This is a genomic window from Alteriqipengyuania halimionae, assembly GCF_009827575.1.
Taxonomy (GTDB): domain Bacteria; phylum Pseudomonadota; class Alphaproteobacteria; order Sphingomonadales; family Sphingomonadaceae; genus Alteriqipengyuania_A; species Alteriqipengyuania_A halimionae.
In genome coordinates this window covers 1,664,549-1,689,252 of the sequence record NZ_WTYR01000001.1, presented here as the reverse complement: position 1 = coordinate 1,689,252, position 24,704 = coordinate 1,664,549, and the positions used below count along the sequence as shown (strand labels likewise).

25 protein-coding genes are annotated in these 24,704 nt (G+C 63.6%); 9 read left to right on the top strand and 16 right to left on the bottom strand.

Features of this window, described 5'->3' with window-relative positions; translation table 11 throughout:
• Window positions 1-21 precede the first annotated feature (21 nt).
• Genes tatA through tatC form a run of 3 tightly spaced genes read left to right on the top strand, consistent with a single transcriptional unit; the run spans window position 22 to window position 1,523 of the window.
• Window positions 22-270, top strand: coding sequence for a twin-arginine translocase TatA/TatE family subunit (tatA, locus tag GRI68_RS08215; RefSeq protein WP_160616801.1), 249 nt, complete (start codon window positions 22-24; stop codon window positions 268-270).
• Window positions 271-291: 21 nt separating this feature from the next.
• Window positions 292-723 carry a Sec-independent protein translocase protein TatB gene (gene tatB, locus GRI68_RS08210; RefSeq protein WP_160616800.1) on the top strand — a complete coding sequence of 144 codons (432 nt, stop codon included), beginning with the start codon at window positions 292-294 and terminating at the stop codon, window positions 721-723.
• Complete coding sequence (gene tatC / locus GRI68_RS08205) at window positions 723-1,523, top strand: twin-arginine translocase subunit TatC (protein ID WP_199799736.1); 801 nt, start codon at window positions 723-725, stop codon at window positions 1,521-1,523. The genes tatB and tatC overlap by 1 nt, the downstream gene beginning before the upstream one ends.
• Before the next feature lie 58 nt (window positions 1,524-1,581).
• On the opposite strand, the gene GRI68_RS08200 is transcribed toward tatC, so the two are convergent.
• From GRI68_RS08200 to GRI68_RS08180, 5 genes are all read right to left on the bottom strand, one after another.
• Window positions 1,582-1,794, bottom strand: a complete 213-nt coding sequence (locus GRI68_RS08200) for a hypothetical protein (RefSeq protein ID WP_199799735.1) — start codon at window positions 1,792-1,794, stop codon at window positions 1,582-1,584.
• Between the two features lie 265 nt (window positions 1,795-2,059).
• Entirely contained in the window at window positions 2,060-2,278 is a 219-nt protein-coding gene (locus GRI68_RS08195) for a hypothetical protein (RefSeq protein WP_160616799.1), read from the bottom strand.
• 252 nt (window positions 2,279-2,530) lie between these two features.
• A complete protein-coding gene (locus GRI68_RS08190; protein ID WP_160616798.1) occupies window positions 2,531-2,749 on the bottom strand; it encodes a hypothetical protein in 219 nt (72 codons plus the stop codon).
• 230 nt (window positions 2,750-2,979) lie between these two features.
• On the bottom strand, window positions 2,980-4,611 hold the full coding sequence (locus GRI68_RS08185) for an amidohydrolase (RefSeq protein WP_160617901.1): 1,632 nt from the start codon (window positions 4,609-4,611) through the stop codon (window positions 2,980-2,982).
• A gap of 40 nt (window positions 4,612-4,651) precedes the next feature.
• Complete coding sequence (locus GRI68_RS08180) at window positions 4,652-5,551, bottom strand: NAD(P)-dependent oxidoreductase (RefSeq protein ID WP_160616797.1); 900 nt, start codon at window positions 5,549-5,551, stop codon at window positions 4,652-4,654.
• 90 nt (window positions 5,552-5,641) lie between these two features.
• Between GRI68_RS08180 and GRI68_RS08175 the strand changes: the two genes are divergently transcribed.
• Entirely contained in the window at window positions 5,642-6,892 is a 1,251-nt protein-coding gene (locus GRI68_RS08175) for a threonine ammonia-lyase (protein ID WP_160616796.1), read from the top strand.
• 215 nt (window positions 6,893-7,107) lie between these two features.
• Window positions 7,108-7,956 (top strand): arginyltransferase, encoded by an 849-nt coding sequence (locus tag GRI68_RS08170; protein WP_160616795.1) that lies wholly within the window; start codon window positions 7,108-7,110, stop codon window positions 7,954-7,956.
• Here GRI68_RS08170 and GRI68_RS14025 read toward each other — a convergent pair.
• A complete protein-coding gene (locus GRI68_RS14025) occupies window positions 7,892-8,266 on the bottom strand; it encodes a hypothetical protein (protein WP_407643339.1) in 375 nt (124 codons plus the stop codon). The genes GRI68_RS08170 and GRI68_RS14025 overlap by 65 nt on opposite strands.
• A gap of 777 nt (window positions 8,267-9,043) precedes the next feature.
• Here GRI68_RS14025 and GRI68_RS14020 point away from each other — a divergent pair.
• On the top strand, window positions 9,044-10,180 hold the full coding sequence (locus GRI68_RS14020) for an autotransporter assembly complex protein TamA (protein ID WP_407643363.1): 1,137 nt from the start codon (window positions 9,044-9,046) through the stop codon (window positions 10,178-10,180).
• The gene (locus tag GRI68_RS08160) at window positions 10,180-14,346 is read left to right on the top strand and encodes a translocation/assembly module TamB domain-containing protein (protein WP_160616793.1); all 4,167 of its coding nucleotides are present in this window, start codon (window positions 10,180-10,182) and stop codon (window positions 14,344-14,346) included. Before GRI68_RS14020 ends, GRI68_RS08160 begins: the two co-directional genes overlap by 1 nt.
• Before the next feature lie 69 nt (window positions 14,347-14,415).
• Here the strand turns inward: GRI68_RS08160 and GRI68_RS08155 are convergent, their stop codons facing one another.
• From GRI68_RS08155 to GRI68_RS08145, 4 genes are all read right to left on the bottom strand, one after another.
• Complete coding sequence (locus tag GRI68_RS08155) at window positions 14,416-14,994, bottom strand: fasciclin domain-containing protein (RefSeq protein WP_160616792.1); 579 nt, start codon at window positions 14,992-14,994, stop codon at window positions 14,416-14,418.
• Between the two features lie 17 nt (window positions 14,995-15,011).
• Window positions 15,012-16,016 (bottom strand): hypothetical protein, encoded by a 1,005-nt coding sequence (locus GRI68_RS13645; RefSeq protein WP_199799734.1) that lies wholly within the window; start codon window positions 16,014-16,016, stop codon window positions 15,012-15,014.
• A 46-nt stretch (window positions 16,017-16,062) separates the two neighbouring features.
• Entirely contained in the window at window positions 16,063-16,692 is a 630-nt protein-coding gene (locus GRI68_RS08150) for a lysozyme (RefSeq protein ID WP_160616791.1), read from the bottom strand.
• Between the two features lie 100 nt (window positions 16,693-16,792).
• A complete protein-coding gene (locus tag GRI68_RS08145; protein WP_160616790.1) occupies window positions 16,793-17,416 on the bottom strand; it encodes an outer membrane protein in 624 nt (207 codons plus the stop codon).
• A gap of 213 nt (window positions 17,417-17,629) precedes the next feature.
• Here GRI68_RS08145 and GRI68_RS13880 point away from each other — a divergent pair, with 213 nt between their 5' ends.
• Entirely contained in the window at window positions 17,630-17,839 is a 210-nt protein-coding gene (locus tag GRI68_RS13880) for a helix-turn-helix transcriptional regulator (RefSeq protein WP_160616789.1), read from the top strand.
• A complete protein-coding gene (locus GRI68_RS08135) occupies window positions 17,832-18,491 on the top strand; it encodes a hypothetical protein (protein ID WP_160616788.1) in 660 nt (219 codons plus the stop codon). The genes GRI68_RS13880 and GRI68_RS08135 overlap by 8 nt, the downstream gene beginning before the upstream one ends.
• A gap of 7 nt (window positions 18,492-18,498) precedes the next feature.
• Here GRI68_RS08135 and GRI68_RS08130 read toward each other — a convergent pair whose 3' ends face one another.
• The 6 genes from GRI68_RS08130 to GRI68_RS08105 form a co-directional block, all read right to left on the bottom strand.
• A complete protein-coding gene (locus GRI68_RS08130) occupies window positions 18,499-19,767 on the bottom strand; it encodes a cation:proton antiporter (RefSeq protein ID WP_160616787.1) in 1,269 nt (422 codons plus the stop codon).
• A gap of 104 nt (window positions 19,768-19,871) precedes the next feature.
• Window positions 19,872-21,281, bottom strand: a complete 1,410-nt coding sequence (glnA, locus tag GRI68_RS08125) for a type I glutamate--ammonia ligase (protein ID WP_160616786.1) — start codon at window positions 21,279-21,281, stop codon at window positions 19,872-19,874.
• A 155-nt stretch (window positions 21,282-21,436) separates the two neighbouring features.
• The gene (locus GRI68_RS08120) at window positions 21,437-21,775 is read right to left on the bottom strand and encodes a P-II family nitrogen regulator (RefSeq protein ID WP_160616785.1); all 339 of its coding nucleotides are present in this window, start codon (window positions 21,773-21,775) and stop codon (window positions 21,437-21,439) included.
• Window positions 21,776-21,934: 159 nt separating this feature from the next.
• A complete protein-coding gene (gene argC, locus GRI68_RS08115; protein WP_325063783.1) occupies window positions 21,935-22,861 on the bottom strand; it encodes an N-acetyl-gamma-glutamyl-phosphate reductase in 927 nt (308 codons plus the stop codon).
• A 22-nt stretch (window positions 22,862-22,883) separates the two neighbouring features.
• A complete protein-coding gene (locus GRI68_RS13720; RefSeq protein WP_234028744.1) occupies window positions 22,884-23,204 on the bottom strand; it encodes an SH3 domain-containing protein in 321 nt (106 codons plus the stop codon).
• 88 nt (window positions 23,205-23,292) lie between these two features.
• Complete coding sequence (locus GRI68_RS08105) at window positions 23,293-24,693, bottom strand: leucyl aminopeptidase family protein (protein WP_160616783.1); 1,401 nt, start codon at window positions 24,691-24,693, stop codon at window positions 23,293-23,295.
• Window positions 24,694-24,704 lie beyond the last annotated feature (11 nt).

Here is a 24,704-nt window from a genome sequence, read left to right as displayed (position 1 = left end):
CGAACCAACAAGGAAATTCCCATGTCCCTCGGACCTGTCCAGCTTATCATCATTGCGCTCGTCATCCTCGTCCTGTTCGGGCGCGGCAAGATTTCGGAAATGATGGGCGATTTCGGCAAGGGCGTGAAGAGCTTCAAGGACGGCATGGCCGACGAGGACAAGCCGTCCGAACCGACCCGGCAGATCCCGCCGCCGAATGCCGCCGAAGGCGCCGTGCCGCCGACGCCGGCGTCGACAGAAGCCAGGGACGCCCCCAAGGACGTGCGCTAAACACGCCCGGCGGACAACCCCATGTTCGATATCGGCGCGTCCGAAATCCTGATCATCATCGTCGTCGCGGTGGCCGTCATCGGTCCCAAGGACATGCCTGCCGCTCTGCGTCAGGCAGGGCGCTGGATGGGCAAGATGCGGCGCATGTCGAACCATGTCCGCTCGGGGATCGATACCATGATCCGCGAGGCGGAGATGGACGACATGGAAAAGGAGTGGAAGGCGCAGAACGAACGCATCATGCGCGAGCATCCAGATGCGGCGGCGGACATCGCCGAGTTCGAACCCAGCATGCGGCCTCATACACAAAGCGCCGAAGAACCTGAAATGCGCCCGCTCGCGCCGCCCGCCGAATCGGACGCGCCTTCGGGTGAGCCGAAAGCTCACGATTCGGACGAATTGCCCCCGGCATCGGAACTGCCCCAGTTGCCGTTTGGCGAGGGGAAGGGCTGATGGCGCTGATCGACGATCTCGACGAGACGCAGGCTCCGCTGGTCGAACACCTGACCGAGCTGCGCAGCCGGTTGGTGCGAGCGTTGGTGTTCCTTGCGGCGGGTTTCGCGATTTGCCTGCCCTTTGCCGACATAATTTTCGGTTGGCTGGTCTTGCCGCTGACCAAGGCGTTTCCCGATGGCCAGGGCCAGCTGATCTTCACCAAGCTCTACGAACAGTTCTTCGTCGACATCAAGGTGGCACTGTTTGCAGGCTTCCTGCTGTCCTTCCCGTTTATCGCAAACCAATTATGGTCGTTCGTGGCCCCGGGGCTCTATGCGCGCGAGAAGAAGGCGTTCCTGCCTTTCCTGCTGGCGACGCCGATCCTGTTCCTGTCGGGCGCATCTTTGGCCTATTTCGTGGTCATGCCGACCGCGTTCGAGTATTTTCTCAGCTTCCAGGGCGAGCGCGGCGGGCTGACGGTCGAAGCGCTGCCCGCCGTGGGCGAATATCTTGCGCTGGTCATGCGCTTCATCATCGTTTTCGGGTTGAGCTTCCTGTTGCCGGTCCTGCTGCTACTGCTCAATCGGGCTGGCATAGTCGAACGCGCGCAGCTGGCCCGGGCACGGCGTTACGTGATCGTCGGGATCGTAGCCCTCGCGGCGATCGTGACGCCGCCGGACGTGTTTTCGCAGGTTCTGCTGGCGGTGCCGCTACTGATCCTGTTCGAGGGCTCGCTACTGCTCATGCGGCTGTCCGAACGTCGCAAAGCGAAGCAGGCGCGGGAAGACGCGTCCATTGCCTCGGAAGAATCCCCTTGAAATAAAAAAAGCGGGGCACTGAGGCCCCGCTTTCTAAAAGTCTTCAATGTCCAACCGCTTACGGGCTGACAGGCTCGTCGTCGCTGTCGGCGACCAGAACGATCGCAGTGACGATCGCAGCAAATACGGCGAGGCCGAGAAGCGGACCGCCACCGAAGCCCTGCTCACCCGCTTCAGCGGGAGCAGCGGTACGATCGGCCTGGGCCATTACCGGCGATGCGATCAGCATGGCTGCAGCGGCACCGGCAAAAGTGTTCTTAAGAATAGTCATTTTCCCTCCAGTTGTTGTGGGCATGTCGATTAAACGCTCTGGCGGCTTAGAATGCCTCCAACTTGCGGTCAAGCGTGGCATTGCCGTGCCGGGTGGCCGAAATGCGAAAACCGCACGCGGTTCTGGTGAAAGAAGGATGTACCAGAACTCGTTTGCGATAAAGACACGCCCGCGCACAATTCAGTCTGGACCAATTGTCGATCCAAAACGGTATAAAAAGCGGGGCTCGAAGGCCCCGCTTTTCAAATTCGATAAGCTGTACGGCTTACGGGCTGACAGGCTCGTCGTCGTCATCGGCGATCACGACGATGCCGGCCACGACTGCGGCGACCGCAAGAAGGCTGAGCAGGATGTTGCCACCGAACAGCTGCTCGCCATCCTCGGCGGGTGCAGCAGTCCGGTCAGCCTGGACCTGAGCCATTACGGGCGAAGCAACCAACATTGCTGCAGAAACGCCAGCGAGCGTATTTTTGATGATAGTCATTTTCCCTCCATTTATTTGGGGTTCGTACGTTAAACCAATAAAGAGGTAAAAATGTCCTTAACATGCGCTCAAGTGTTGTCTGTGTGTGCTGGATGCACAATCGTTCAGTCCACTACGACAAGCCGTCGAAATATGATGGTGATCACGCTGCGCGCGATGGTGGCGTCGTAATTTTTGTGACGTAAATGAAACAGGCATAAAAAAAGCGGGGCTCGAAGGCCCCGCTTTCAAAATACTGTAGGTCAGCAAATATTACGGGCTGACGGGAGCGTCGTCGTCGTTGTCGACGAGAGCGTAGATGCCAACGCCGAACGCGACGACGGCGAGAACGAGCAAGATGCTCGACGAGCCGAAGCCTTCTTCCGAAGCCTGCGCCGGAGCAGCGGTGCGGCTGGCGTCGGCCTGCGCCAGAACCGGCGTGGTCGTGAGAGTCAGCGCCGCAGCAGCGGCAGCAATGGAACGGAATTTCATATCTAAAGTCTCCTTTGAGCTCATTCAGAAGAACCTATAGGCGATTCGAGTTAACGAAACAACCCACAGTGTGAAAACGGCCCTGATTTTACTCGTTTACGGCCTGTTGCCCCTCCGTCACTCCCTCCCTGTAAAGTCGGAAGAACATCGTGGCACCATGTCTTCGAACAAAGGGCTATAATGCTTGTTCCCGAAGGTAAAGCGTCCGGACAAACTCTGTCAGATTGCGACTAATTTGCCGCACTGGCGTCGTAGACTTTTCTTCCGCCGATCCAGGTCTCGAGCACGCGTGTGTCTCGCAGCTGGCTGGGGGATGCCATCGTCGGGTCGCGATCGACGAACAGGAAATCCGCCCGCAATCCCGGTGCAATACGGCCCAGGCGATCTTCGGCGAAGGCGGCATAGGCAGCGCCGGTGGTGAACCCCGCCAGCGCCTGCTCGAAGTTCAATGCTTCGCCGCTGCGCCAGCCGCCGAACGGTTGTCCGTTCGCATTCTGCCGCGACATTGCCACCGCCAGACCGGCAAAGGCATCGGCCGGTTCGACCGGAGCATCAGATCCGAAGGCCAGCACTGCGCGGCCTTCGAGGATCGACTTCCAGGCATAGGCCCCGTCGAGCCGATCCGGCCCGAGGCGCGCTTCGGCCATGAACATGTCCGAAGTCTGGTGGAGCGGCTGCATCGAGGTGATGACATCGAGCGCGCCGAACCGGGCAAGGTCCGCCGGATCCACGATCTGGGCGTGCTCGATCCGCCACCGGCGATCGCCCTCATAGGTATCGTCGAGATCGTCGATCGCATTGAGCACATCGGCATTGGCGGCATCCCCGATCGCGTGAACTGCAATCTGGAATTTACTCAGCGCGGCGCGGCTCATGAGGTTGCGCAATTGTGCAGGGGTGAGAAGCGGCAGGCCCGCCTGCCCCGGTGCGTCGCTGTAAGGCTCCTTGAGCCAGGCGCCGCGCGAACCGAGGGCGCCGTCGAGATAGAGTTTGACCCCCGCGAGTTTGAGACGGTCCTGGTAAAGCCAGGGGGAGGGGCCGGGGCCTCCGATCAGAACCATATTATCGATACCGGCGGCGTAGCTGACGATCCGCACGTAGAGAGAACCGGCATCGCCTGCGCGCCGGAAGCTCTGCCAGTCCTCGATCGTGGTGCCCATGTCGGCCACGGCGACGATGCCCTGCGCAGCCAGGATTTTCTGGGCTTCGACCAGTGCCAGGTCGCGATCGACCGGGCGTGGCGGCATGACCGCCTGCTGCACGAGTTCCATTGCCGCATCGACGAACACGCCCGAGGGAGTCTTGCCGTCGGCCAGGCGTTCGATGCGACCGCCGGTCGGTGCGACGCTGTCGGCGGTGATTCCGGCGATTTCGAGAGCCTTGCTGTTCGCCCAGGCGGCATGCCCGTCCACCCGCTCGAGCCAGACCGGGCGATCTGGTACTACCGCATCGAGTTCGGCAGCGGTCGGGAAACGGCCGAGGCCCCACAATTCCTGGTTCCAGCCGCGCCCGAGGATCCACGGTCGATCGGGGTTTTCCGCGACATAGGCGGCAATCGCAGCCTGCGCTTCCTCGAGCGAGCGGGTCTGCGACAGATCGAGTGTCAGCGCGCCAAAGCCGATGCCCATGACATGGACATGCGCATCGAACAGGCCGGGCATCATCACGCGTCCGCGGCCGTCTTCATGATAGTCTACGTCGCGCGGCAAGTCCTCGCCGCGGCGATAGACTTGCTCGATCGTGCCGTCGTTGCCAACGAGCACGGCGACGAAGCGTTCGACCCTGCCCTCTTCATCGAGGGTGATGCCCTGGACATTGTCGAACAAGGTATCGGCCTGCGCGACCGACCCCGTCACCCACATGGCCAGCGCCGCCCATACGACCCGCAATACTCTCACCGCTTCACTCCTGCTTACCCGTTCCCGGCGCGATCCGGCGGACCAGCGCACTCGTATCCTGCCGGCCGCCACCCAGCGCCTGTATTTCGGCATAAAACTGATCGACCAGCGCGGTCACCGCGAGCGGCACGCCGACGGCGTCGGCTTCGTCGAGCGCCAGTTTCAGATCCTTGCGCATCCAGTCGATCGCGAAGCCGTGGTCGAATTCGCCTGCCATCATGCTGGCCCAGCGATTGTCCATCTGCCAGCTCTGCGCCGCGCCGCCCGATATGGCCTCGAACACCTTGTCGGGATCGATGTCTTGCGCTTGCGTGAACCGGACGGCTTCGGACAGACCGGCGAGGATGCCCGCAATGCAGATCTGGTTGGCCATCTTGGCGGCCTGGCCTGCGCCGGGCGGGCCGACATGGACGATCCGTGCGGAATAGGCCTGCATGAGCGGGCGGGCGAGCGCGAATGCTTCCTCGCTGCCTCCGCACATGATCGCGAGCTTGCCCTGTTCGGCGCCGGCCTGGCCGCCCGAGACCGGGGCGTCGATTGCATGGACCGCCTTCGCCGATGCCTGCTCGGCCAGCCTGCGCGCGAGTTGCGCCGAGACGGTGGTGTGGTCGATCAGCAAGGCGCCGTCGTCCATTGCCGCAAGCGCGCCGTCGGCACCGAGGAACACCTCTTCCACATCCGCATCGCGGCCCACGCAGGCGATCACCGCGTCCGCGCCCGAGGCGCCCATGGCCGGCGTGTCGACGCGGATCGCGCCGCTATCGTCCTGCGCCAGCCAGGCATCGGCGCGCGCGTCACTGCGGTTGTAGACGATTACCTCGTGCCCGGCGGAGGCGAGATGGCGTGCCATCGGCCCGCCCATCGTGCCCAGCCCCAGGAAACAGATGCGCTTGCTGTCGGTCATCGGGCGCGGCTTTGCATTGCCTGTGGCCCGCTTGCAACCGTTTGGAAGACGGCATTGGCGCTCGATCCCTTTTTTCGCTAACCGCCCGCCATGACCGATCAGACTGCCACTTCGCACGAAGGCTTGACCCTCGACACCATCCGCGCCGCCGCCGAGCGGATCGAAGGGCAGGTCGTGCGCACGCCGACCCGCCATTCGCGCACGCTGAGCGAGATTACCGGCGCCAATGTTTGGCTGAAATTCGAAAACCAGCAATTCACCGCCAGCTACAAAGAGCGCGGCGCACTGAACGCGCTGCTCCAGCTCGACCGGACCGAAGCGAAGCGCGGAGTTATCGCCGCCTCGGCCGGCAATCACTCGCAGGGCCTCAGCTATCACGGGACGCGGCAGGAAATCCCGGTCACCATCGTGATGCCCAAATCGACGCCCACGATCAAAATCCGCCAGACCGAGATGGTCGGCGGCAATGTCGAACTCTTCGGCGAGACCTTCGACGAAGCCTATGCGCATGCGCTTGAACTGGAAAAGGAGCGCAACCTCACTTTCGTCCACCCGTTCGACGATCCGGCGGTCGCATCGGGGCAGGGCACGGTCGCGCTCGAAATGCTCGAAGACGCGCCCGAACTCGACATGCTGGCGATCCCGATCGGTGGCGGCGGCCTTTCTTCTGGCATGGCGACCGCGGCCAAGGCGCTGAAGCCGGGGATCGAGGTCGTGGGCGTCGAAGCGCAGCTCTATCCCGCGCTCTACAACACGCTCAACGGCACCGACTTGCCGATCGGCGGTGATTCGATCGCCGAGGGGATCGCGGTCAAGGAGCCGGGCCGCTTCACCCGCAAGGTGCTAGCCGACCTGCTCGACGATCTCGTGCTGGTCGATGAAGGCCAGATCGAAAGCGCGATCGCCTTGCTGCTGACGATCGAGAAGACCGTCGCCGAAGGGGCCGGCGCCAGCGGGCTGGCGGCATTGATGCAGCACAAGGAAAAGTTCGCCGGTCGCAATGTCGGGATCCCCATCTGCGGCGGCAATATCGACACCCGCCTGCTGGCAAACGTCCTGCTGCGCGATCTGGTGCGCAAGGGCCGCTTCGCGCGGTTGCGGATCATGCTGACCGATCGTCCGGGCGAACTGTTCCGCGTGATGAAATTGGTGGCCGAGGCCAACGTCAACATCATCGACGTGATCCATCACCGCGTCTTCACCGCGCTTCCGGCCAAGGATTCGATGACCGACGTCGAATGCGAGGCGCGCGATCGCGAACAGCTCGACGGACTGATCCAGCGCCTGCGCGACGAAGGCTTCAAGGTCAGCCGGGTGGAAGTCGACCAGCGGCCCGACTGATCGCACGACAACCGTCGCAGAAGCGCTCGGTCGAATTGCGACTCAATTTGGGACGATTGCCGGGTCGAGCCGGTCGAATCGGGAAAAATCGGCCAATTTCCGAATTTTTCTTGGTTAAGACTCTTTTAACGTCCCATTATGGTCTGCATACATCGTGACGCAGCGTGCGGGGGAATGCTTCGCACAGGAACAGAGGACGAGGACAAAATCCGATCGTGACGGCCCCGGTTCGCTTTCCCCGCTTCTATGTCACAAGCCCTGCGCCGTGCCCCTATTTGCCGGGCAAGACCGAGCGCAAGGTATTCACCGAATTGTCGGGTCCCAATTCCGATGCGCTCAACGAAGCGCTGGGCCGGATCGGTTTTCGCCGCAGCCAGACGGTCGCCTATCGCCCGTCATGCCTCGATTGCCGCGCCTGCGTATCCGTGCGGGTGGTGGCGGACCAGTTCAAGGCATCGTCGAGCCAGAAGCGTACGCTAAAGGACAACCGGGATCTCGTGGCGAGCGAATGCCGCCCATGGGCAACCGCCGAACAGTTTGACCTGTTGCAGAAATATCTTTCGGCGCGGCATCCGGGCGGCGGCATGAATTCGATGGACGAAGTCGATTTCGCGGATATGGTGGAACATACTCCGGTGACCAGCTATGTCATCGAGTATCGGGAGCCGGGTGACGGGGTCGTACCGGGCAGGCTCGTTGGATGCTGCCTCACAGACAGGCAGGGCGACGGGCTGTCGATGATCTATAGTTTTTACGACCCGGAACACGTAGAGCGCAGCGGTCTTGGAAACTACATCATCCTCGATCACATCGACCGCGCTCGGGCGCAAGGGCTCCCTCATGTCTATCTCGGCTACTGGGTCGAAGGCTCCTCGCGGATGCAATACAAGGTCCGCTTCCGCCCCCTCGAACTGCTCGGCCCCAATGGATGGGAGCCGATGTCCGACACGCGCCAGGCCGAGCTCATCGCCGATGCCTGCCGCCCCCGCGACAAGAGCTTCATGTTCCCAGGTGAAAACAAGGATGGCGTCGGCGGTGGCGCGCCGCTCCACGTCGAGGGCTGACCGCTTTCGCACGACCTGGCTGGCCGCGGCGCTGATTGCGCTGGGCCTCGGCGTCACTCCGGCGCAGGCGCAGGATCGCGATACCGACGCGGAACTCGAAAATCTCATCCCCGACAGCGCGATCGACAATCCCGAGGATTGGGCGAACAGTGCAGAGGGCGAGCCCGAAACCGAAGCGGGAATCGATCCCGAGGCGCCGCTGCCCGATATGGACATCAGCATCGAATGGCCCGAACCGCCGTTCGAACTTGCCTTGCCCGATCCGGTCGACCCCGATCCCGAACTGGCCGAGGCATTCGATGAAGCGCAATCCGATCGCATCGTCGAGCCGATCGTTGCGGCGGGCGAGGAATTCCAGGTCAACGACACGCTCACCCTCGTTTTCCCGGCGGGCGGTGACGAATTCCCCGAAGGAACCGAGTTCCTCGAACGCTTCAAGTCGCTATCGAGCATCGTCGAGCTCGAAAGCGACGATTCGACCATTGCCCAGATCAACGCGCGGGCGGTGAAGGATGAAGAGCTGCTCAACCAGCTGCTCGACATCTACGGCTATTACGATGGCCAGATCTATCGCACCGTAGGGGCATCGGACAGCGATGATCCGGCAGGAGCCGGCGCCAACATCCGGTTCGACGTCGTACCTGGCGAACAATATCATTTCGGCGCAATCGAGCTGGGCGATCTCGCCTCGACCGGCAGCGACTATCCCGATCTGCGGGCCAGTTTCGGCAAGCTCCGGGGCGACGAGACCGACGACCTCTCCCCGCGCGAGGAAAAAGAGCGCGTGGAGGTCGAGGAGCCGTCGGACAAACGCGATCCGCTCAAAGTCGGAGACCCGGTCAAGAGCGACGACATCGTTCTGGCCACCGCGCGGCTGAATACTGCGCTCGGCGAAAGCGGCTATGCTTTCGCCTCGGTCGGCGAACCGTCGCTGCTCATCGATCACGCCCGGGTCGAGGGCGATCTAACGGTGCCGGTCGAGACCGGCGGCAAATACGATTTCGCGGGCGTCCAGTCGAGCGACGAGGACTTCCTGTCGAGCCGCCATCTGCAGCGGATCGCGCGGTTCGAGCCGGGCGAGCTATACATGCAATCCGATGTGCAGGATCTGCGGCAGGCGATCCTTGCGACAGGCCTCGTCACCTCGGTTTCGATCACGCCGCGCGAAACCGCCGCGCCCGAAGGCGAGGAGGCCGGCGACGTCCTGCTTGATGTCGAGATGACCCGCGCGCCCCTGCGAACCTGGGCTGGCGCGGTCGGCTTCGACAGCCAGGACGGCTTCCGTCTCGAAGGCAGCTGGGAGCATCGCAACCTTTTCCCGCCTGAAGGCATGCTGCGTGTTCGCGCCGTGGCCGGCACGCGCGAACAGCTTGCCGGGGTGCTGTTCCGCAAGAACAATTTCATGGGTCGCGACCAGATCCTGTCGGTCGATCTCTATGCGTCGACGGTCGAGCGCGATGCCTACGCTGCAGACACGGCGGCGCTACAGGCGCGCTTCGAAAAGGAAACCACGATCCTGTTCCAGAAGCCGTGGTACTGGTCGTTCGGATTCGAAGCGATCGCGACCAACGAGCGCGAAGGCAATGTGAACGACGTGTCGACGCCGCGCGAGACCTATTTCGTCGCCGCGCTGCCCTTGTCGGCCACGCTCGACAGTTCGGACGATCTGCTCGATCCGACCACGGGTTTCCGCCTCAGCGGTTTCGTCTCGCCCGAGACGTCGCGCAATGACGACGTGCAATCGAACTACGCGCGGATCTGGCTCGACGGGCGGGCCTATTTCTCGCTCTCGGACGATATCGTGCTGGCAGGCCGCGCCAAGCTGGGCTCGATTCCCGGCGCGCCGCTCGAAGCGATTGCGCCGTCGCGGCGTTTCTACGCCGGCGGGGCGAACTCGGTGCGCGGCTATGGCTACCAACGCATCGGCCCGCGCAACTCGCTCGGCGATCCGGCGGGCGGTCGTTCGCTGACCGAAGTCAATCTCGAGGCGCGCATCGGCACCCCGCTGTTCAGCGGCGCACTCTCGGTCGTGCCCTTTATCGATGCGGGCGCGGTCGACAACGGGACCACGCCCAGCTTCGACGATATCCGGATCGGGGCCGGCGTCGGCGTGCGCTACGAAACCAATTTCGGCCCGATCCGTGTCGATGTCGGCGTGCCGTTCAACCGTCGCGAAGGCGATAGTGCGGTCGCGGTCTATGTCGGCCTGGGGCAGGCGTTCTGATGGCGGCGAAGAAGCTTTCGGTTCCGGCGCGGATTTCCAAATGGATCGTCATCACGGTTGGCGGGCTGCTGCTCACGCTGATCGTTGCGCTGGCTGTGCTCAATTCGCCGATCGGTGAGCGTTTCGTCGCCAATCGCATCGCCGAAATCGCGCCCGCATCGGGCCTCAGGATCGAGGTCGGCCGCATCGAGGGCGATCTCTATGGGGAAGCGACGCTGCACGATGTCGTGCTGTCCGACCCCAAGGGCAAGTTCCTTGAAATTCCGCTGGTCGAACTCGACTGGCGCCCGTTGAAATGGTTCACCAGCGGCCTCGACGTGCGCAACCTGGTTGCCCACCGCGGGACCTTCCTGCGTCCGCCCGAACTCAATCCGGGTGACGACGACGCACCGATCCTCCCGAACTTCGATATCCGGGTCGATCGGCTCGAACTGATCGATTTCACCGCCGCAGCCGGGGTGATCGGCGATGAAAGCCAGGTCATCAACGGCGTCCTCAAGGCCGATATCCGTTCCGGTCGCGCCTATGTGAACGCCAGGGCCGATATCAGCGGCGAGGACAATTTCTCCTTCCTGCTCGACAGCGAGCCCGACGCCGACCAGTATGACCTGCAGCTCGATTACAACGCGCCTGCGGGCGGCTTCCTCGCCGGGCTGGCGGGGGCGAGTGAGGATTTGCGGCTTCGCGTGTTCGGCAACGGCACATGGTCGCGCTGGAAAGGCGGGCTTTACGCCACCCAGGCCGACGAGCGGCTCGCGGCGATCCGCTTCGTCAAGCAGGGTGAAACCTACGAACTGCTCGGCCAGATCGATCCGCGGAACAACCTGACCGGCCTTCCGGCCCGCGCCGTGGGACGCACACTCTCGCTGCGCGGAACCGGGTCGCTGGTCGACAGCGTGCTCGAAGGGACGTTCGCCTTTGCCGGTGCGGCACTCAATGGCGAGGCCGAGGGGGCGGTGGACCTCGCGAACAATCGCTTCGACGAACTGTCGCTCAATGCCGTGCTCACCGAACCGAACCTGTTTTCCGACGGGTTGACGCTCAACGGCACGCGGCTTCAGGCGACGCTCGACGGCGCGTTCCGCGATCTCGAGATCGAACATCAGCTGTCGGTCGATCGCCTTGCGCTGGGCGACTACGTGGTCGACGGGCTGACGCAGTCAGCCACCGCGACCTTCGACGGGACGCGCTTCGTTCTTCCGCTCGATGCGCGGGCGCAGAAGATCGTCACCGGCATGGCGCAGGTCGATCCGCGGCTCAACGATGTCCTCGCCAACGGGACGATCGTCTATACCGGGGGCCGTCTGCTGTCGGACGATCTCGCCCTGCGTGCGCCGGGCCTTACGGCCGACCTGCAATTGCGCGGCGATGTCGGCGCGGGCGATTATCGCCTGACCGGGCCTGTCCGCGCCAACGGGCTGGCGATCGACAGTGTCGGCAAGGCCGGTGGCCGCGCGCGGATCGATCTGCGACTGCGGCCCGGCGGCGGGTTCAGCCTCGCGGCCGATCTCGATGCCGCCATCACCAATGTCGCCAACGGCACGGTCGCAAACCTCGCCGGGCCGCGGCTCGATGTCGACGGTATGGTGCGCCTCGCCAGTGGTCGCCCGATCCTGTTCGACAATCTCAAGGTGAAATCGCAAAAGCTGTCGCTGACCGCATCGGGGCGGCGTCTTGCCAATGGCGATACCACGCTGGCCGGCAGCGGCCGCCACACCCAATATGGCGCGTTCGAATTCGACGCCGATCTTGGAGCGGACGGCCCGGTTGCGACGCTGAAGTTCGACGAACCGCTGCCGGCGGCACAGATTCGCAATGTCGAAGTTGCGATCGCACCGATCACCGACGGGTTCGACATCAAGCTGGCAGGCGACTCCATGCTCGGCGCCTTCGATGGCGATATCGACTTCTACGCACTCGAGAACCAGCCGCAGCGGATCGAAATTTCGCAATTCACCGTAGCCGATACGAATGCGACCGGGACGATCGAATTGAGCGACGGCATCGCACAGGGCATGATCGGAATTGATGGTGGCGGCCTCAATGGCGACATCTCCCTGATGCCGATGAACGGCAATCAGGGCTTCACCGCGCGGCTGACGGCGGACAATGCGCGCTTCGGGGGAGAAAACCCGATCCGGATCGCGAAGGGCACGATTTCAGGCCGTGGCTATTTTGCCGAGGGCGATACTTCGGTCGATGCCGATGTCGCGCTGACGGGCGTTTCGCGTGGCAATCTGTTCCTCGGCCAGCTCAAGGCCGATGCGACCTTGCGCAATGGCGAGGGCACGGTGAACGGCTTCGTCGCCGGACGCCGGGGCAGTCGCTTCGCGCTCGATTTCGATGCGAGGATCGCGTCCGAACAGGTCTCGGCGGCCTTGCAGGGCACGTATGACGGACGCCGGATCGCGATGCCGCGCCGTGCGGTGCTGACCAAGCAGCCCGATGGTGGCTGGCAGCTTGCGCGCTCGCAGATCTCCTATGCCGGCGGCAGCGTGATCGCGTCGGGAAGCTTCGGCGGCGAAGGCGAAACGCAGTTCAACCTCGCGCTCGACGAGATGCCGCTCGGCGTAACCGATATCGTGGTGTCGGACCTCGGGCTCGGCGGCAAGATGTCGGGCCTGGTCGATTACCGTGTCAACGCAGACGGCCTTCCGGTCGGTTCGGCAAAGGTCAAGATCGACGGTCTGACGCGCTCGGGCCTCGTGCTCAGCTCGCGACCGATCGACCTTTACCTTGCAGCCAATCTTTCGCCGACGCGCTTCGAGACCCGCGCGCTGATCATCGAGGACGAACGTACGCGCGGAAGACTGCAGGGGCGGATTGCGAACCTGCCAGCGGAGGGCGACCTGCCCTCACGCCTCCAGCGTGGCGCGCTCGATGCCCAATTGCGGTACAACGGTGCCGCCTCGGCGCTGTGGCGCCTGACGGCGATCGAACTGTTCGACCTGACCGGTCCGATCGAAGTCGCGGCCGATTTCAGCGGTTCGCTCGGAAGTCCGAAGATCAACGGCTCGCTCGCTAGCAACGAGCTTCGCTTGCAGAGCGCGCTGACCGGCACCGATCTCCAGGCGATTACCGCGCGTGGTCGGTTCTCGGGCGCGCGCCTCAATCTCTCGCGCTTCTCCGGCACGACGCCCGGCGGCGGCAGCGTCAGCGGATCGGGCTTCATCGACCTGTCGGGCCTGGGCAAGCAATTGCCGACGATCGACCTGAAGCTGGCGGCACGCGATGCCCAGCTGCTCGAGCGCGACGATCTCGCCGCAACCGTCACCGGGCCTTTGCGCGTGGTCTCGGATGGCGATGGCGGAACGATCGCCGGTCGCGTGCGGATCGAAAACGCACGCTGGTCGCTCGGCAGCGGCCCCGCGCGCGAGCGGTTGCCGCAGATCGCAACGCGTGAGATCAATGGCCGCGCCGATGCCGCGCCGTCTTCGACCCGGTCCAAACCGTGGCGTTACATGATCGATGCCGTCGCGGCGAACCAGGTCGCGGTGCGCGGCATGGGCCTAGACAGCGATTGGGGCGCCAACATCAAACTGCGCGGCACGGTCGACAATCCCGCGATCGCGGGTTCGGCCACGCTTCAGCGCGGGACCTATTCGTTTGCCGGCGCGCGGTTCGAATTGCGCGACACGAGCCGGATCGATTTCACCGGTGGCAGCCCGCCCAATCCGCGCCTGAACATCACCGCCGACAATGACGGGGGCGAGGTGCAGGCGAGCGTGTCGATCACCGGCACAGCCTCCCAGCCGATCATCAATTTCTCGTCCCCCAGCGGGTTGAGCGACGAGGAAGTGCTCTCGCGGCTGCTGTTCGGCGATTCGGTGACCGACATTTCCGCGCCCGAAGCGCTGCAACTGGGCGCGGCGCTGGCCAGCCTGCGTGGCGGCGGCGGCGGGCTCGATCCGATCAACAGCTTGCGCAGCGCCATCGGGCTCGATCGTCTGCGCGTCGTTGGGTCCGACCCCACGGTCGGGCGCGGGACGTCGGTTGCGGTAGGCAAGTATTTCGGTCGCAGGTTCTATGTCGAACTGATCACCGACGGGCGCGGCTACAGCGCAACCGAACTCGAATTCCGGATTACCAGCTGGCTGTCGATCCTAGCCTCGATCTCAACCCTGTCGGGCGAATCGCTGAACCTCGAAGCGCGCAAGGACTACTAGGCGAGCGAAGTTCGGGGGCGCGGCGGGATCGTCAGCGTCGCAGGCCCCGATCCCGCGCTAGGGCGTGAATCAGTCTTCGCTGTTTGCAGGCAGCTTGCGCAGGACGCCGTCGACCGGAATGACCACTCCGTTGCTCGCTTCCGACGCGCGAGCGACGAGCAGGCGCACCTGAGTACCGTCCGCGCCACGTGCGACGATGGCATTACCGTCTATCGCGAAGGTCACCGGATCGCTGCCGACAGTCGACATCCGCACGGTGCCGTCCTCCGCCGCTTCGAGAGCGGCGCGAAGATCCTGCGGACGCAAATGGCCGGTAACGATGTGATTGCGCATCAGCGCGATGACAGGCGCGGGATCGGCATCGGCGCCGAAGATGTCGGCGGAGGGCCCCAACGCTTCGAGCGCCTCGTCGGTCGGCGCAAGGATGGTGTACGGGCTGGCCCCGTCGAATACGCTCGACAGATTGGCATCGCGAATCTCGCGATTGAATGTCGAAATCCCGTCGATATCGGAGATGGTGGCGGAAAGGGTCTCTCCGCTCGGCGACGCGGTGGGTGTCTCGTCCGCGCTGTTGTCTTCGGCCTTGCTGCAGCCGCCGAGGGCGAGTGCGCTGGCGAACAGCGGCGCCAGCCACATCGATCTTTTCATCAGGCTCTCTCCCATGATCAACTCAGCAATTCGATGGCCGCGGCAACGAGCCGGGTTTTGGGATCGACCTTGTAGATATACCCGTCGCTATAGCGGTAATACGCCTCGGGTCCGTCCTGATAGCGATCGCGGTAGCCGAGCGGGACGTTGTACACGTCGTAGCCCTGCGGCATCGCCTGGCCCACGGTGATATCGTCGCCCGTGATCAACGCCGCGATCGACGTGATCGCCTGCGTTTTCGGATCGAGCCGATAAAGCGTGTTGTCATAATACCGGTAGCTGTCGCCGAGATTGTAATAGGACCGGTAGTAGTCCGGCACACTTTGCACGCCGAACTGTCCGGGCCATTCCTGGCCCACCGACAGGGCGCCGGCGAGCAACGGAATGTAACCGGCAATGCCATTGTCGCCGTAGCGAACCATATAGCCGTCGCGATAACGATAGTCGTCTCGCCCGTCGAAGCCGAACCAATTGCTGCGATAGCGATCGTCGCGCTTCTTGGCCTGGCCTGGCGGCAGGCAGCCATTGTTCTTTTTCGCAAGCCCCGGAGGGCATCCGTCGATCAGGCCCTTGTTGCCGCCGCGTTCGAAACGGGCGAAAAACGGCCCGTCATTGTCGCGATACCGGTCGTCACTGCGGTAATAGTCGCGATCGCGTTCATCGCGACGATCCGGGCCGCGCGTGTCGGTCATGCGAGCAGGGGGGGTTCCGGCCTTGCCCTTGGCCGCTGCCATGGGGGGAGGGTCGCGCCGGTCAGGCGTGCGTTCCATCCGCGTATCCTGCAATCGCGCCTTGTCATTGCCCGGACTATTGCCGCGTGCCTGCATCTGCGGGCTGCGATCCTTCATTTTCGGACCGCGATCGGCCTTCTTCCCATTACCCTTGCCTGGGTGCTGGGCTTGCTCGCTCCCCGGACCCTTGTTCTTGTCGTGTCCGCGCCCCTGGGCATCTGCGGGGAGCGAATACGCGGCCGTCATCGCGGCGATGGCCACCGCGGCGGTCCCGATCAGTACTCTGCGCATTTCAAAACTCCTTTGACCAGCAACGCGAGGTTCCCGTCGAAGGTTCCTACGATGAACCCGAGCTAAACAGCGCCGCTTCCTCTCTGCGGCGGCGGACCAGCCCGGCCAACGGCCTGCGATCATTGTAGATCCAGCGGGCAAATTCGCGCGTCGCCCCAGCATGATCGCCGGCACGGTGCTTCTTCGTCAGCGTGGCGCGGAAGATTGCGCCGGTGTTGTAATGGAAGCTGACCAGGGCATCGAACTGCGCCTGTGTCGTCGGTGCGCCTTCGAGCGCGCGCTCGACCTCGGCGGCATAGCGTTGGAGGTCGGCATCGAACCGCGCATCGCACTGCGCACGCGTCCAGACGGTGCCTTTGGCAATGCCGGGTCCGGTCGAGCCCCAGCCGATCGTCCAAGGATGCCCGTCGGCGCTGCCGGGATCGGGGTAGGCATCATAGCGGCCATCGGCCCGCCGTTTGTGGCAGCCCTCCCATTTGCGGATCAGCGCCTTTCCCCTCGGGCCCAGCCGGAAGGCTTTCGGCACACTGGTAGCGCGTTTCATGGGGTGGGGTGCGTTGGCAGCGATGCCCCCTGTAGCGAGATCTATGGCATGGTCGATCCGGTCGACCTCCGCCTGCATGAAACCGCGTCCGATCAGATCGCGGACGGTATCGAAAATGGGCTGACGATTCATAAGAACGGCGCTCCTCTCAGGTAAAGAAGGGCCGGACCATCTACGCGAATTGCGTCATGTAGGAAAACGGGGCGGCTCGTATCGGGCCGCCCCGCTTGGTTCAGAACTTCGCGAGCAGCGTGATCACACCCTGCTGGCGCCGGACGTCGACCCCGGTACCTGCGCCGTTGACGCGGTATTCTCCGTAATCGGAGAAGCGGTATTCGGCACGGATCGCCAGGCTCTTGCCGATCGGGAATTCGGCACCCGCACCCAGTCGGAAACCGTCCATATTGTCGGTCGCACGGAAGGCCGAGCCGGCACCATCGTCGTAATCGACCGTGATCGCGGCGTTGGTGTAACCGCCCTTGATGTAGAGGATGCCCTTGCCGACTGTCGCGCCGAGACGGACCCCGGCATAGATGTCGCGCCCGGCCGAGATCGCGGCGGTGTCGCCCGCCACGAACAGGCCGTCCTCGACCACATCGGTGCTGCTTCCGGCCAGTTCGGCCTCGGCACCGATCACCACGCCGCCAAGCACGGCATCGTAGCCTGCGGTTATGCCGTAGATCACACCTTCCTCCGATCCGCTGGTGATGCCGTCGTCGATGGTCGCGCTGTCGACGCCGACGATCGCGCCGAGCTTGAACCCGCCGGCGTCGGACGCCGCATCGGCATCCTGGGCGAGCGCAGGCGTGGCCATCATGGCGATGGCAAGGGCGGTGGTGGCGATGATCGTTTTCATTGTATTTCTCCAAACCTGAAACTGAATGCTTCCCGTCATTCGGGACGATTCCGGTCTAGAGATGCGCGGCGCGGAAAGGACGGGCAGGGTCTGACCGCTTCAGTCGGAAGGTGACACCATAAACCACCCGCGAGAACCGAGCCTGTAAAGACCTCTTGACTGTCAAATGCTCTTTACAGTAAAGAGCTCTTTACAAGGCACAGAGGTCATCGAGTGAACAACCGTGTGAAGCATTTCCGCGAGACGGCGGGCTGGAGCCAGGGCGAACTGGCCCGGCGGCTCGGCGTGTCGCGGCAGACGATCAACGCGGTTGAGACCGACAAATACGATCCCTCCCTGCCGCTCGCGCTGCGCATGGCGAAACTCTTTGCCGTGCAGGTGCCCGAGCTTTTTCTGGACGATTGGAAGCCCCAAGATGACTGACCTGACGACCGAGACAACCCGCCAGCCGAGCAAGATCAAGAAGACCGTGTTCGCATTGCTCTTGGGTGGGGTAGCCGGGTTCGCGGCGACTTTCCTGTTCCTGCGCTTTGCCGATAGCGGTGCGGTGGGAGAGTTGGGCACATCGCGCGAAATCGCATCGTTGGTGGGCCTCGTCTATCTGGTTGCCGCAGCTGCCGTGCTGGCGGGGGTGCTGGCACCCAAGGCCGGGGCGAGCTTTCTCAACGTCGAGGATGCCGAGGAACTGCGTGAGCAAAAGGTGATGCTGGGCGCGAGTGGTATCGGAATGATCGCGGCGGGGGCGGCGCTGATCGTTGCGGCGCTGGCTGCTCCGGTCGGCCCCATTGCCAGCGGTACGGCGCTTGCTCTGTTCGTGGCCCTGATCGCACTCGCCGTGTTCGCCTCTTACGTTTCGCAAAAGCGGCAGGACGAGCTGATGCGCGCCATGGGTCAGCAGAACGGGGCGACGGCTTTCTACTTGTTGTTCTTCGCTGGTGGGGGATGGGCGCTCGCGGCGCATTGCGGCTTCGTTGCCGCACCCGCGCCGCTCGACTGGCTGACGATGATGTGGGGGTTTGGCCTGATTGCTGCATTCGTTACTACAATACGGCGTGGCATGTTCATGATGCGGTGAGGGCGCGTTAGCCCTTCTCCGGCTCGATTTCCGAATCCTCGTCATGGGTCGCGGCCCAGACCACGCTGCCGGCGCTGAGGCCGTGGACGAGGGCGGAGACAAGGATCGTGAACACCACGGTCGCCCATAACGGGCCTTCGTCGACCAAGTCGAGCTGCGCACCGGCATAGGCGAGGTAGTAAATCGAACCGATCCCGCGCACGCCATAGAAGGCGACCACCCCGCGTTGTTTGATCGACAGTTTCGTTCCGATCAGCGAGAGCATTCCGCCGGCTGGGCGGATGATGAAGATCAGCGCCAGCCCCATCGCGGCATGCGACCAGTCGAGATAGGGCCATAGGGCCGGGATCGCGCCGCCGAGGAACACCAGCAGGATTGCGGTGACCGCGTGTTCGAGGGCTTCGGAGAAGCTGTGCAAACGGCCGTGATATTCGTGATCACTTTCGGCGCGGCGCAGGACCAGTCCCATCACGAAAGCGGCGATGAAGCCATAGCCCTCGATCAGTTCGGTCGCGCCATAGGTCATCAGCACGCCAGCCAGCGAGATCACGCCGGTGCCGGTCTTGGCCAGAGGGTTGCCGCGCGGCAGCGCGAACAGGATCTTGCCGAGCAGCCAGCCCGCCGCGATCCCCGCAAGCACGCCCACGGCGATCTTGTAGCCGACATAGAGCATCAGCCATTCGCCGATCCAGTCGCCCACGCCGCCTTGCGCGGCGACGAGGAAGATCGCGAGATAGACGAAGGGGAAGGCGAGCCCGTCATTGAGGCCGGCCTCGGTGGTGAGCGCGAGGCGTACCGGATGTTCGCCGCCTTCGAGTGGCGGGCCGACCTGGACGTCGGCGGCAAGCACCGGGTCTGTGGGAGCAAGCACGGCGGCGAGAAGGACGGCGCCCGCAATGGTCAGCCCGGCCAGCGTGCCGACGAATACCACGCCGAGCATGCTGAGCGGCATGGCGATGGCGAGCAGGCGTACGGTCGGGCCCCACACCCCGCCGCCAGTGATCCGGTCGATGCGAATGCCGGTGCCGAACAGCGCGACGATGACGGCAAATTCGCTCGCCACTTCCCAGAACTTCGGCCGTTCGATCGGGTTAAAGGCTTCCGGGACGCCCGGCATCAGGCCGAATACGAGCAGCCCGCCGAGGATCAGCAGGCCCGATGCGGCAGGCTCTCTACCGGAGAAATAGCGCGGCAGCCAATAGGCGGCGACGATCGCCAGCCCGCAACCGAGCAGGAGGATGTGATAACCGGCAATGCCGAAGAAAGGACCGTCCATGCGAAGCTAACGCACGATCACGGCGGATGGACCCCGGGCCAAAAAGATGAGGGGCGCAGGTAGGTAACCCGCGCCCCTCGCTCGGTGGTCGGTATGCGTCTGGATCAGGCGCTGTAGTACATGTCGAATTCGACCGCGCTCGGCGTGGTTTCGAGGCGCAGCACCTCGTCCCATTTGAGCTCGGTATAGGCTTCGATCTGTTCCTTGGTGAACACGCCGCCTTCGGTGAGGAAGTCGTTGTCTGCCTCGAGCGCTTCGAGCGCTTCGCGCAAACTGCCGCACACGGTCGGCACGTCGGCCAGTTCGGCGGGCGGCAGATCGTAGAGGTTCTTGTCCATCGCTTCGCCCGGGTGGATCTTGTTCCGGATCCCGTCGAGGCCGGCCATCAGCAGCGCCGAATAGGCGAGGTAGGGATTGGCCATCGCATCGGGGAAGCGGAATTCCACACGCTTGGCCTTTTCGCCCGCACCATAGGGGATGCGACACGAGGCCGAACGGTTGCGCGCCGAATAGGCGAGCAGCACCGGTGCTTCGAAGCCCGGGACGAGGCGCTTGTAGCTGTTGGTCGTCGGGTTGGTGAACGCGTTGAGCGCCTTGGCGTGCTTGATGACGCCGCCGATGTAATAGAGGCAGGTGTCCGAGAGGCCGGCATATTCATTGCCCGCGAACAGCGGCTTGCCGTCCTTCCAGATCGACATGTGGGTGTGCATGCCCGAGCCGTTATCGTCCTTGATCGGCTTGGGCATGAAGGTCGCGGTCTTGCCATAGGCATGGGCGACCTGGTGCACGACGTATTTGTAGATCTGCATCTGGTCGGCGCAGGTCGTCAGTTCGGAGAACGTCAGGCCGAGCTCGTGCTGCGCAGCGGCCACTTCGTGGTGGTGCTTGTCGCAGTCGAGGCCCATTTCCATCATGGTAGAGACCATCTCGGCGCGGATATCTCCGGCGCTGTCGACCGGCGCGACCGGGAAATAGCCGCCCTTGGCGCGCGGACGGTGGGCCATGTTGCCCATCTCGTATTCCTTGCCGCTATTGGTCGGCAGTTCGATATCGTCGAGGCGGTAACCCGAGGCGGCATAGCCGTCTTCGAAACGGACATCGTCGAACATGAAGAATTCGGCTTCGGGGCCGACATAGATCGTGTCACCGATGCCGGTCGATTTGAGATAGGCTTCGGCCCGCTTCGCGGTCGAACGCGGATCGCGGCCGTAGAGTTCCCCGGTGCTCGGCTCGACGATGTCGCAGAATGCGATCAGCATCGGCGTGGCGCTAAACGGATCGACATAGACGCTGTCGAGATCGGGGCGCAGGATCATGTCGCTTTCATTGATCGCCTTCCAACCGGCGATCGACGATCCGTCGAACATGAGACCGTCTTCGAGCATGTCCTCGTCCAGCGCGCCGGCGACCATGGAGAGGTGCTGCCACTTGCCCTTGGGATCGGTGAATCGAAGGTCGACCCATTCGATTTCCTCGTCCTTGATCTGTTTCAGAATGTCTTTTGCGCTGGCCATGGGTGTCTTTCCTTCTTGCTCCCCTCCCGCCTGCGGGAAGGGCTGGGTGTGGGCTTTGTCGCGGCGGTTCGGGTGGCGGCCCATCCCGCTGCGACCAGGACTTGCTGTGCAAGCCCAAGTCTCGCTGCCCCTCCCGCAGGCGGGAGGGGAGTATTCTAAATCGCGTCGTCGTCGCGTTCGCCGGTGCGGATGCGCAGCGCGCTGTCGATCGTGCTGACGAAGATTTTGCCGTCGCCGATCCGTCCGGTCTGCGAGGCATTGGCGATCGCTTCGACTGTGCGTTCGGCCAGATTGTCCGACACGACGACTTCGAGCTTAACCTTGGGCAGGAAATCGACGACGTATTCGGCGCCGCGATACAGCTCTGTATGGCCTTTCTGCCTGCCGAAGCCCTTGGCCTCGGTAACGGTGATTCCCGAAACACCGACTTCGTGAAGCGCTTCCTTCACCTCGTCGAGTTTGAACGGTTTGATGATCGCTTCGATCTTTTTCACCGTGCGGCTGGCCCCCTTGTTAGCTTGTCGACATTGCCGCAGCGCAGAATCGCACGACGGAATCGTTCAACCATGGCGGGTTACGCTAGTGGATCGTTGCGCGACGCGAAAGGGGTCTATTGTGCACTGCGGCAAATAATGCACGGTTTGCGGCAGGCTTCAGACCTTGAGGCCCGTTTCTTCGGCAATGCCCGCCATCAGATTGAGGTTCTGGACTGCGGCGCCGCTTGCGCCCTTGCCGAGATTGTCGAGCGTCGCCACCAGCTTGGCCCGTCGATCATCGTCGGAGGAAAGCAGGCGGAGCACCAGGCCATCCCAGCTCGCCGTGTCGCGTTCGACAATAATTTCGTCGGGTACGCTGTCTAGGAAGCGGATCACGCGGCTGTCGCGATAGGTTTCGGCCAACAGCTTTCGCATCTCGGTAACAGAGCTCGTCCCCGTCATCGCATCGAGCGGCAGCGGGACTTCCACCACCATGCCGCGGAAGGCGGGCACGACGGCGGGCGAAAAGATCGGCGCATGCGCCAGCCCGGCATGCTGGCGCATTTCGGGCAGGTGTTTGTGTTCGAGCGAAGTTGCATAGCCGCGCCACGCCACGGTGCAGTCGTCGTCTTCGAACCGTTCGACCAGTGTCTTGCCGCCGCCCGAATAGCCGCTGACCGCGTGGACGCCATACGGCCAGTCTGCGGGTAGCATTCCGGCTTTCACCAACGGTGCGAGCCCGGCGAGGAACCCGGTCGGGTAGCAGCCCGGATTGCTGACCAGCCTTGCCTCGCGGATGGCATCGCGGAAGCCGATTTCGGGGAAGCCGTAGGTCCAGCCAGTGGCGGTGCGGTGCGCGGACGAGGCATCGACGATGCGCACTTTCGCGTCGTCGTCGATCAGGGCGATGGCATCCTTGGCGGCCACGTCGGGCAGGCAGAGGACGGCGAATTCGGCAGCGTTGAGCGCTTCGCGCCGTGCCTCGCGATCCTTGCGGCGCTCTTCGTCGAGCTGGACGGGCACGAATTCGGGGTGCGCCTCGAGACGCTGGACGATTTCGAGCCCGGTCGTCCCGGCGGCACCATCGACGAATACTTCGATCACGCCGGGAAACTCATTTGTACGCTCATTGGTCAGGCGCGCCGAGATCTTCGAGCCGGACCCAACCGACCAGGCCACCCAATCCGTCTTCGGCATCGCTGTGCTGGATGCCCCAGGCCCATTCGCCGGCGATATCGAGGCAGTCGAAAATCGTGCCTTCGGCAAGTTGTCCGCGATTGTCTTCCGGCTTGTCCGCCCCGACGCAAAGGGTGGTCGCCTTGACCACGGGGCGCGGCTGGGGAACGGCGTAATGCGGCACGAGATAGCGCCCTGCCAGCGCGATATGCGCCAGGTCGCCGCGGATGGGCGCGCGGGTATGGTCGGGCCATTTGACGGGCCCTTTCAAACCGAATTTTCCGCTGACTATGTCTTCCAAAGGTCTTTTCCGCCCCGCTGTTCTGCCGCCCCTAAAGCCAAGCGCATTTCGCCGCAAGTTAGGCGTAACGCGCCTTCAACATGTGCCATGCCGCGCGCAGGCCCAGCGCCGCGCCGCCCTTGGGCCGGCCGGGCTTGGCGGCGGGGCGCCAGGCGAACGTGTCGAAATGCGCCCAGTCGATGCCGTCGCCGACGAATTTGTCGAGGAACAGCCCGGCGACGCTTGCCCCGGCAAAGGAATTTGCGTGGGCATTGGCCATATCGGCGATGTCCGAATTGAGCCATTCGCGATAGCTGTCGGCCAGAGGCAGGCGCCACGGCTCGTCATCATGCGCGCGGCCCGCTTCGATGAGCTGCTGGGCGGTTTCGTCCTCGCGGGTGAACAGCGCGGGCAGGTCCGGGCCTACCGCGACGCGTGCGGCGCCCGTCAGCGTGGCGAAGTCGATCATGAAATCGGGGTTCTTCTCGCTCGCGCGGGTCAGTGCGTCGCCAAGGATTAAACGCCCTTCGGCATCGGTATTGGTGATCTCGACCGTGATCCCCTTGCGGCTCTTGAGTACGTCGCCGGGCCGGAAGGAATTCGATGAGATCGCATTCTCCACCGCGGGCACCAGCAGGTGTAAGCGCACGGGCAGCTTGTTTTCCATGATCAGCCTGCCGAGCGCGAGTGCATGCGCCGAACCGCCCATGTCCTTCTTCATCAGCTTCATGCCCGCCGCGCTCTTGACGTCGAGCCCGCCGCTATCGAACACCACGCCCTTGCCGATCACGGCGACGCGCGGGTGGCTTTCGTCGCCCCATTCGATCTCGATCAGGCGCGGCGCGTGGCTGCGCGCGGCGGCGCGGCCGACGGCATGGACCATCGGATAATCGCGTTCGAGTGCATCGCCCTTGATCACAGAGATCGAGGCCTTGTGCCTGTCGGCCATATCGCGGGCGACGTCTTCGAGCTGTTCGGGGCCAAGGTCTTCGGCCGGCGTGTTGACGAGATCGGCGACGAGGTTGGCGGCCTCGGCTTCGGAGATCAGTGCGTCGATCTTTGCCGCTTCCTTGGTCAGCAGCACGCGCGGGCCGCGATCGTCGGGATCGGACTTGTAGCGCGCGAAGCTGTGCTGCGCGGTCATCCAGCCATAGAGTGCAGGGCCGGGCTCTCCGCCGCCATTGTCGTCGGCGCGGCGATAGGTGCCTTCGGGCAGTTTCTCGGCGAGTGCGGCCATACACCAGCTCGACAGGTCTTTCGGATTGGCCACGCCGCCCACCGCGAACCAGCCCTTGCCGTCTTTTGCCGGGACGATGCCGACCTCGTAGCCCTTGCCGGAAAAGCGCTGCGCGGCGAGGGCATTGCGCTGCGCCTCGGTCAGGCTCTTCGCCCAATCGTCGAAGCCATCGGCATTGATAAGGTGGATGGCAATCGCGTCCTGTCCGCGATCGGGCTGGATTAGTTGGGTTGTTTCGCTCATAATTGTTCCTG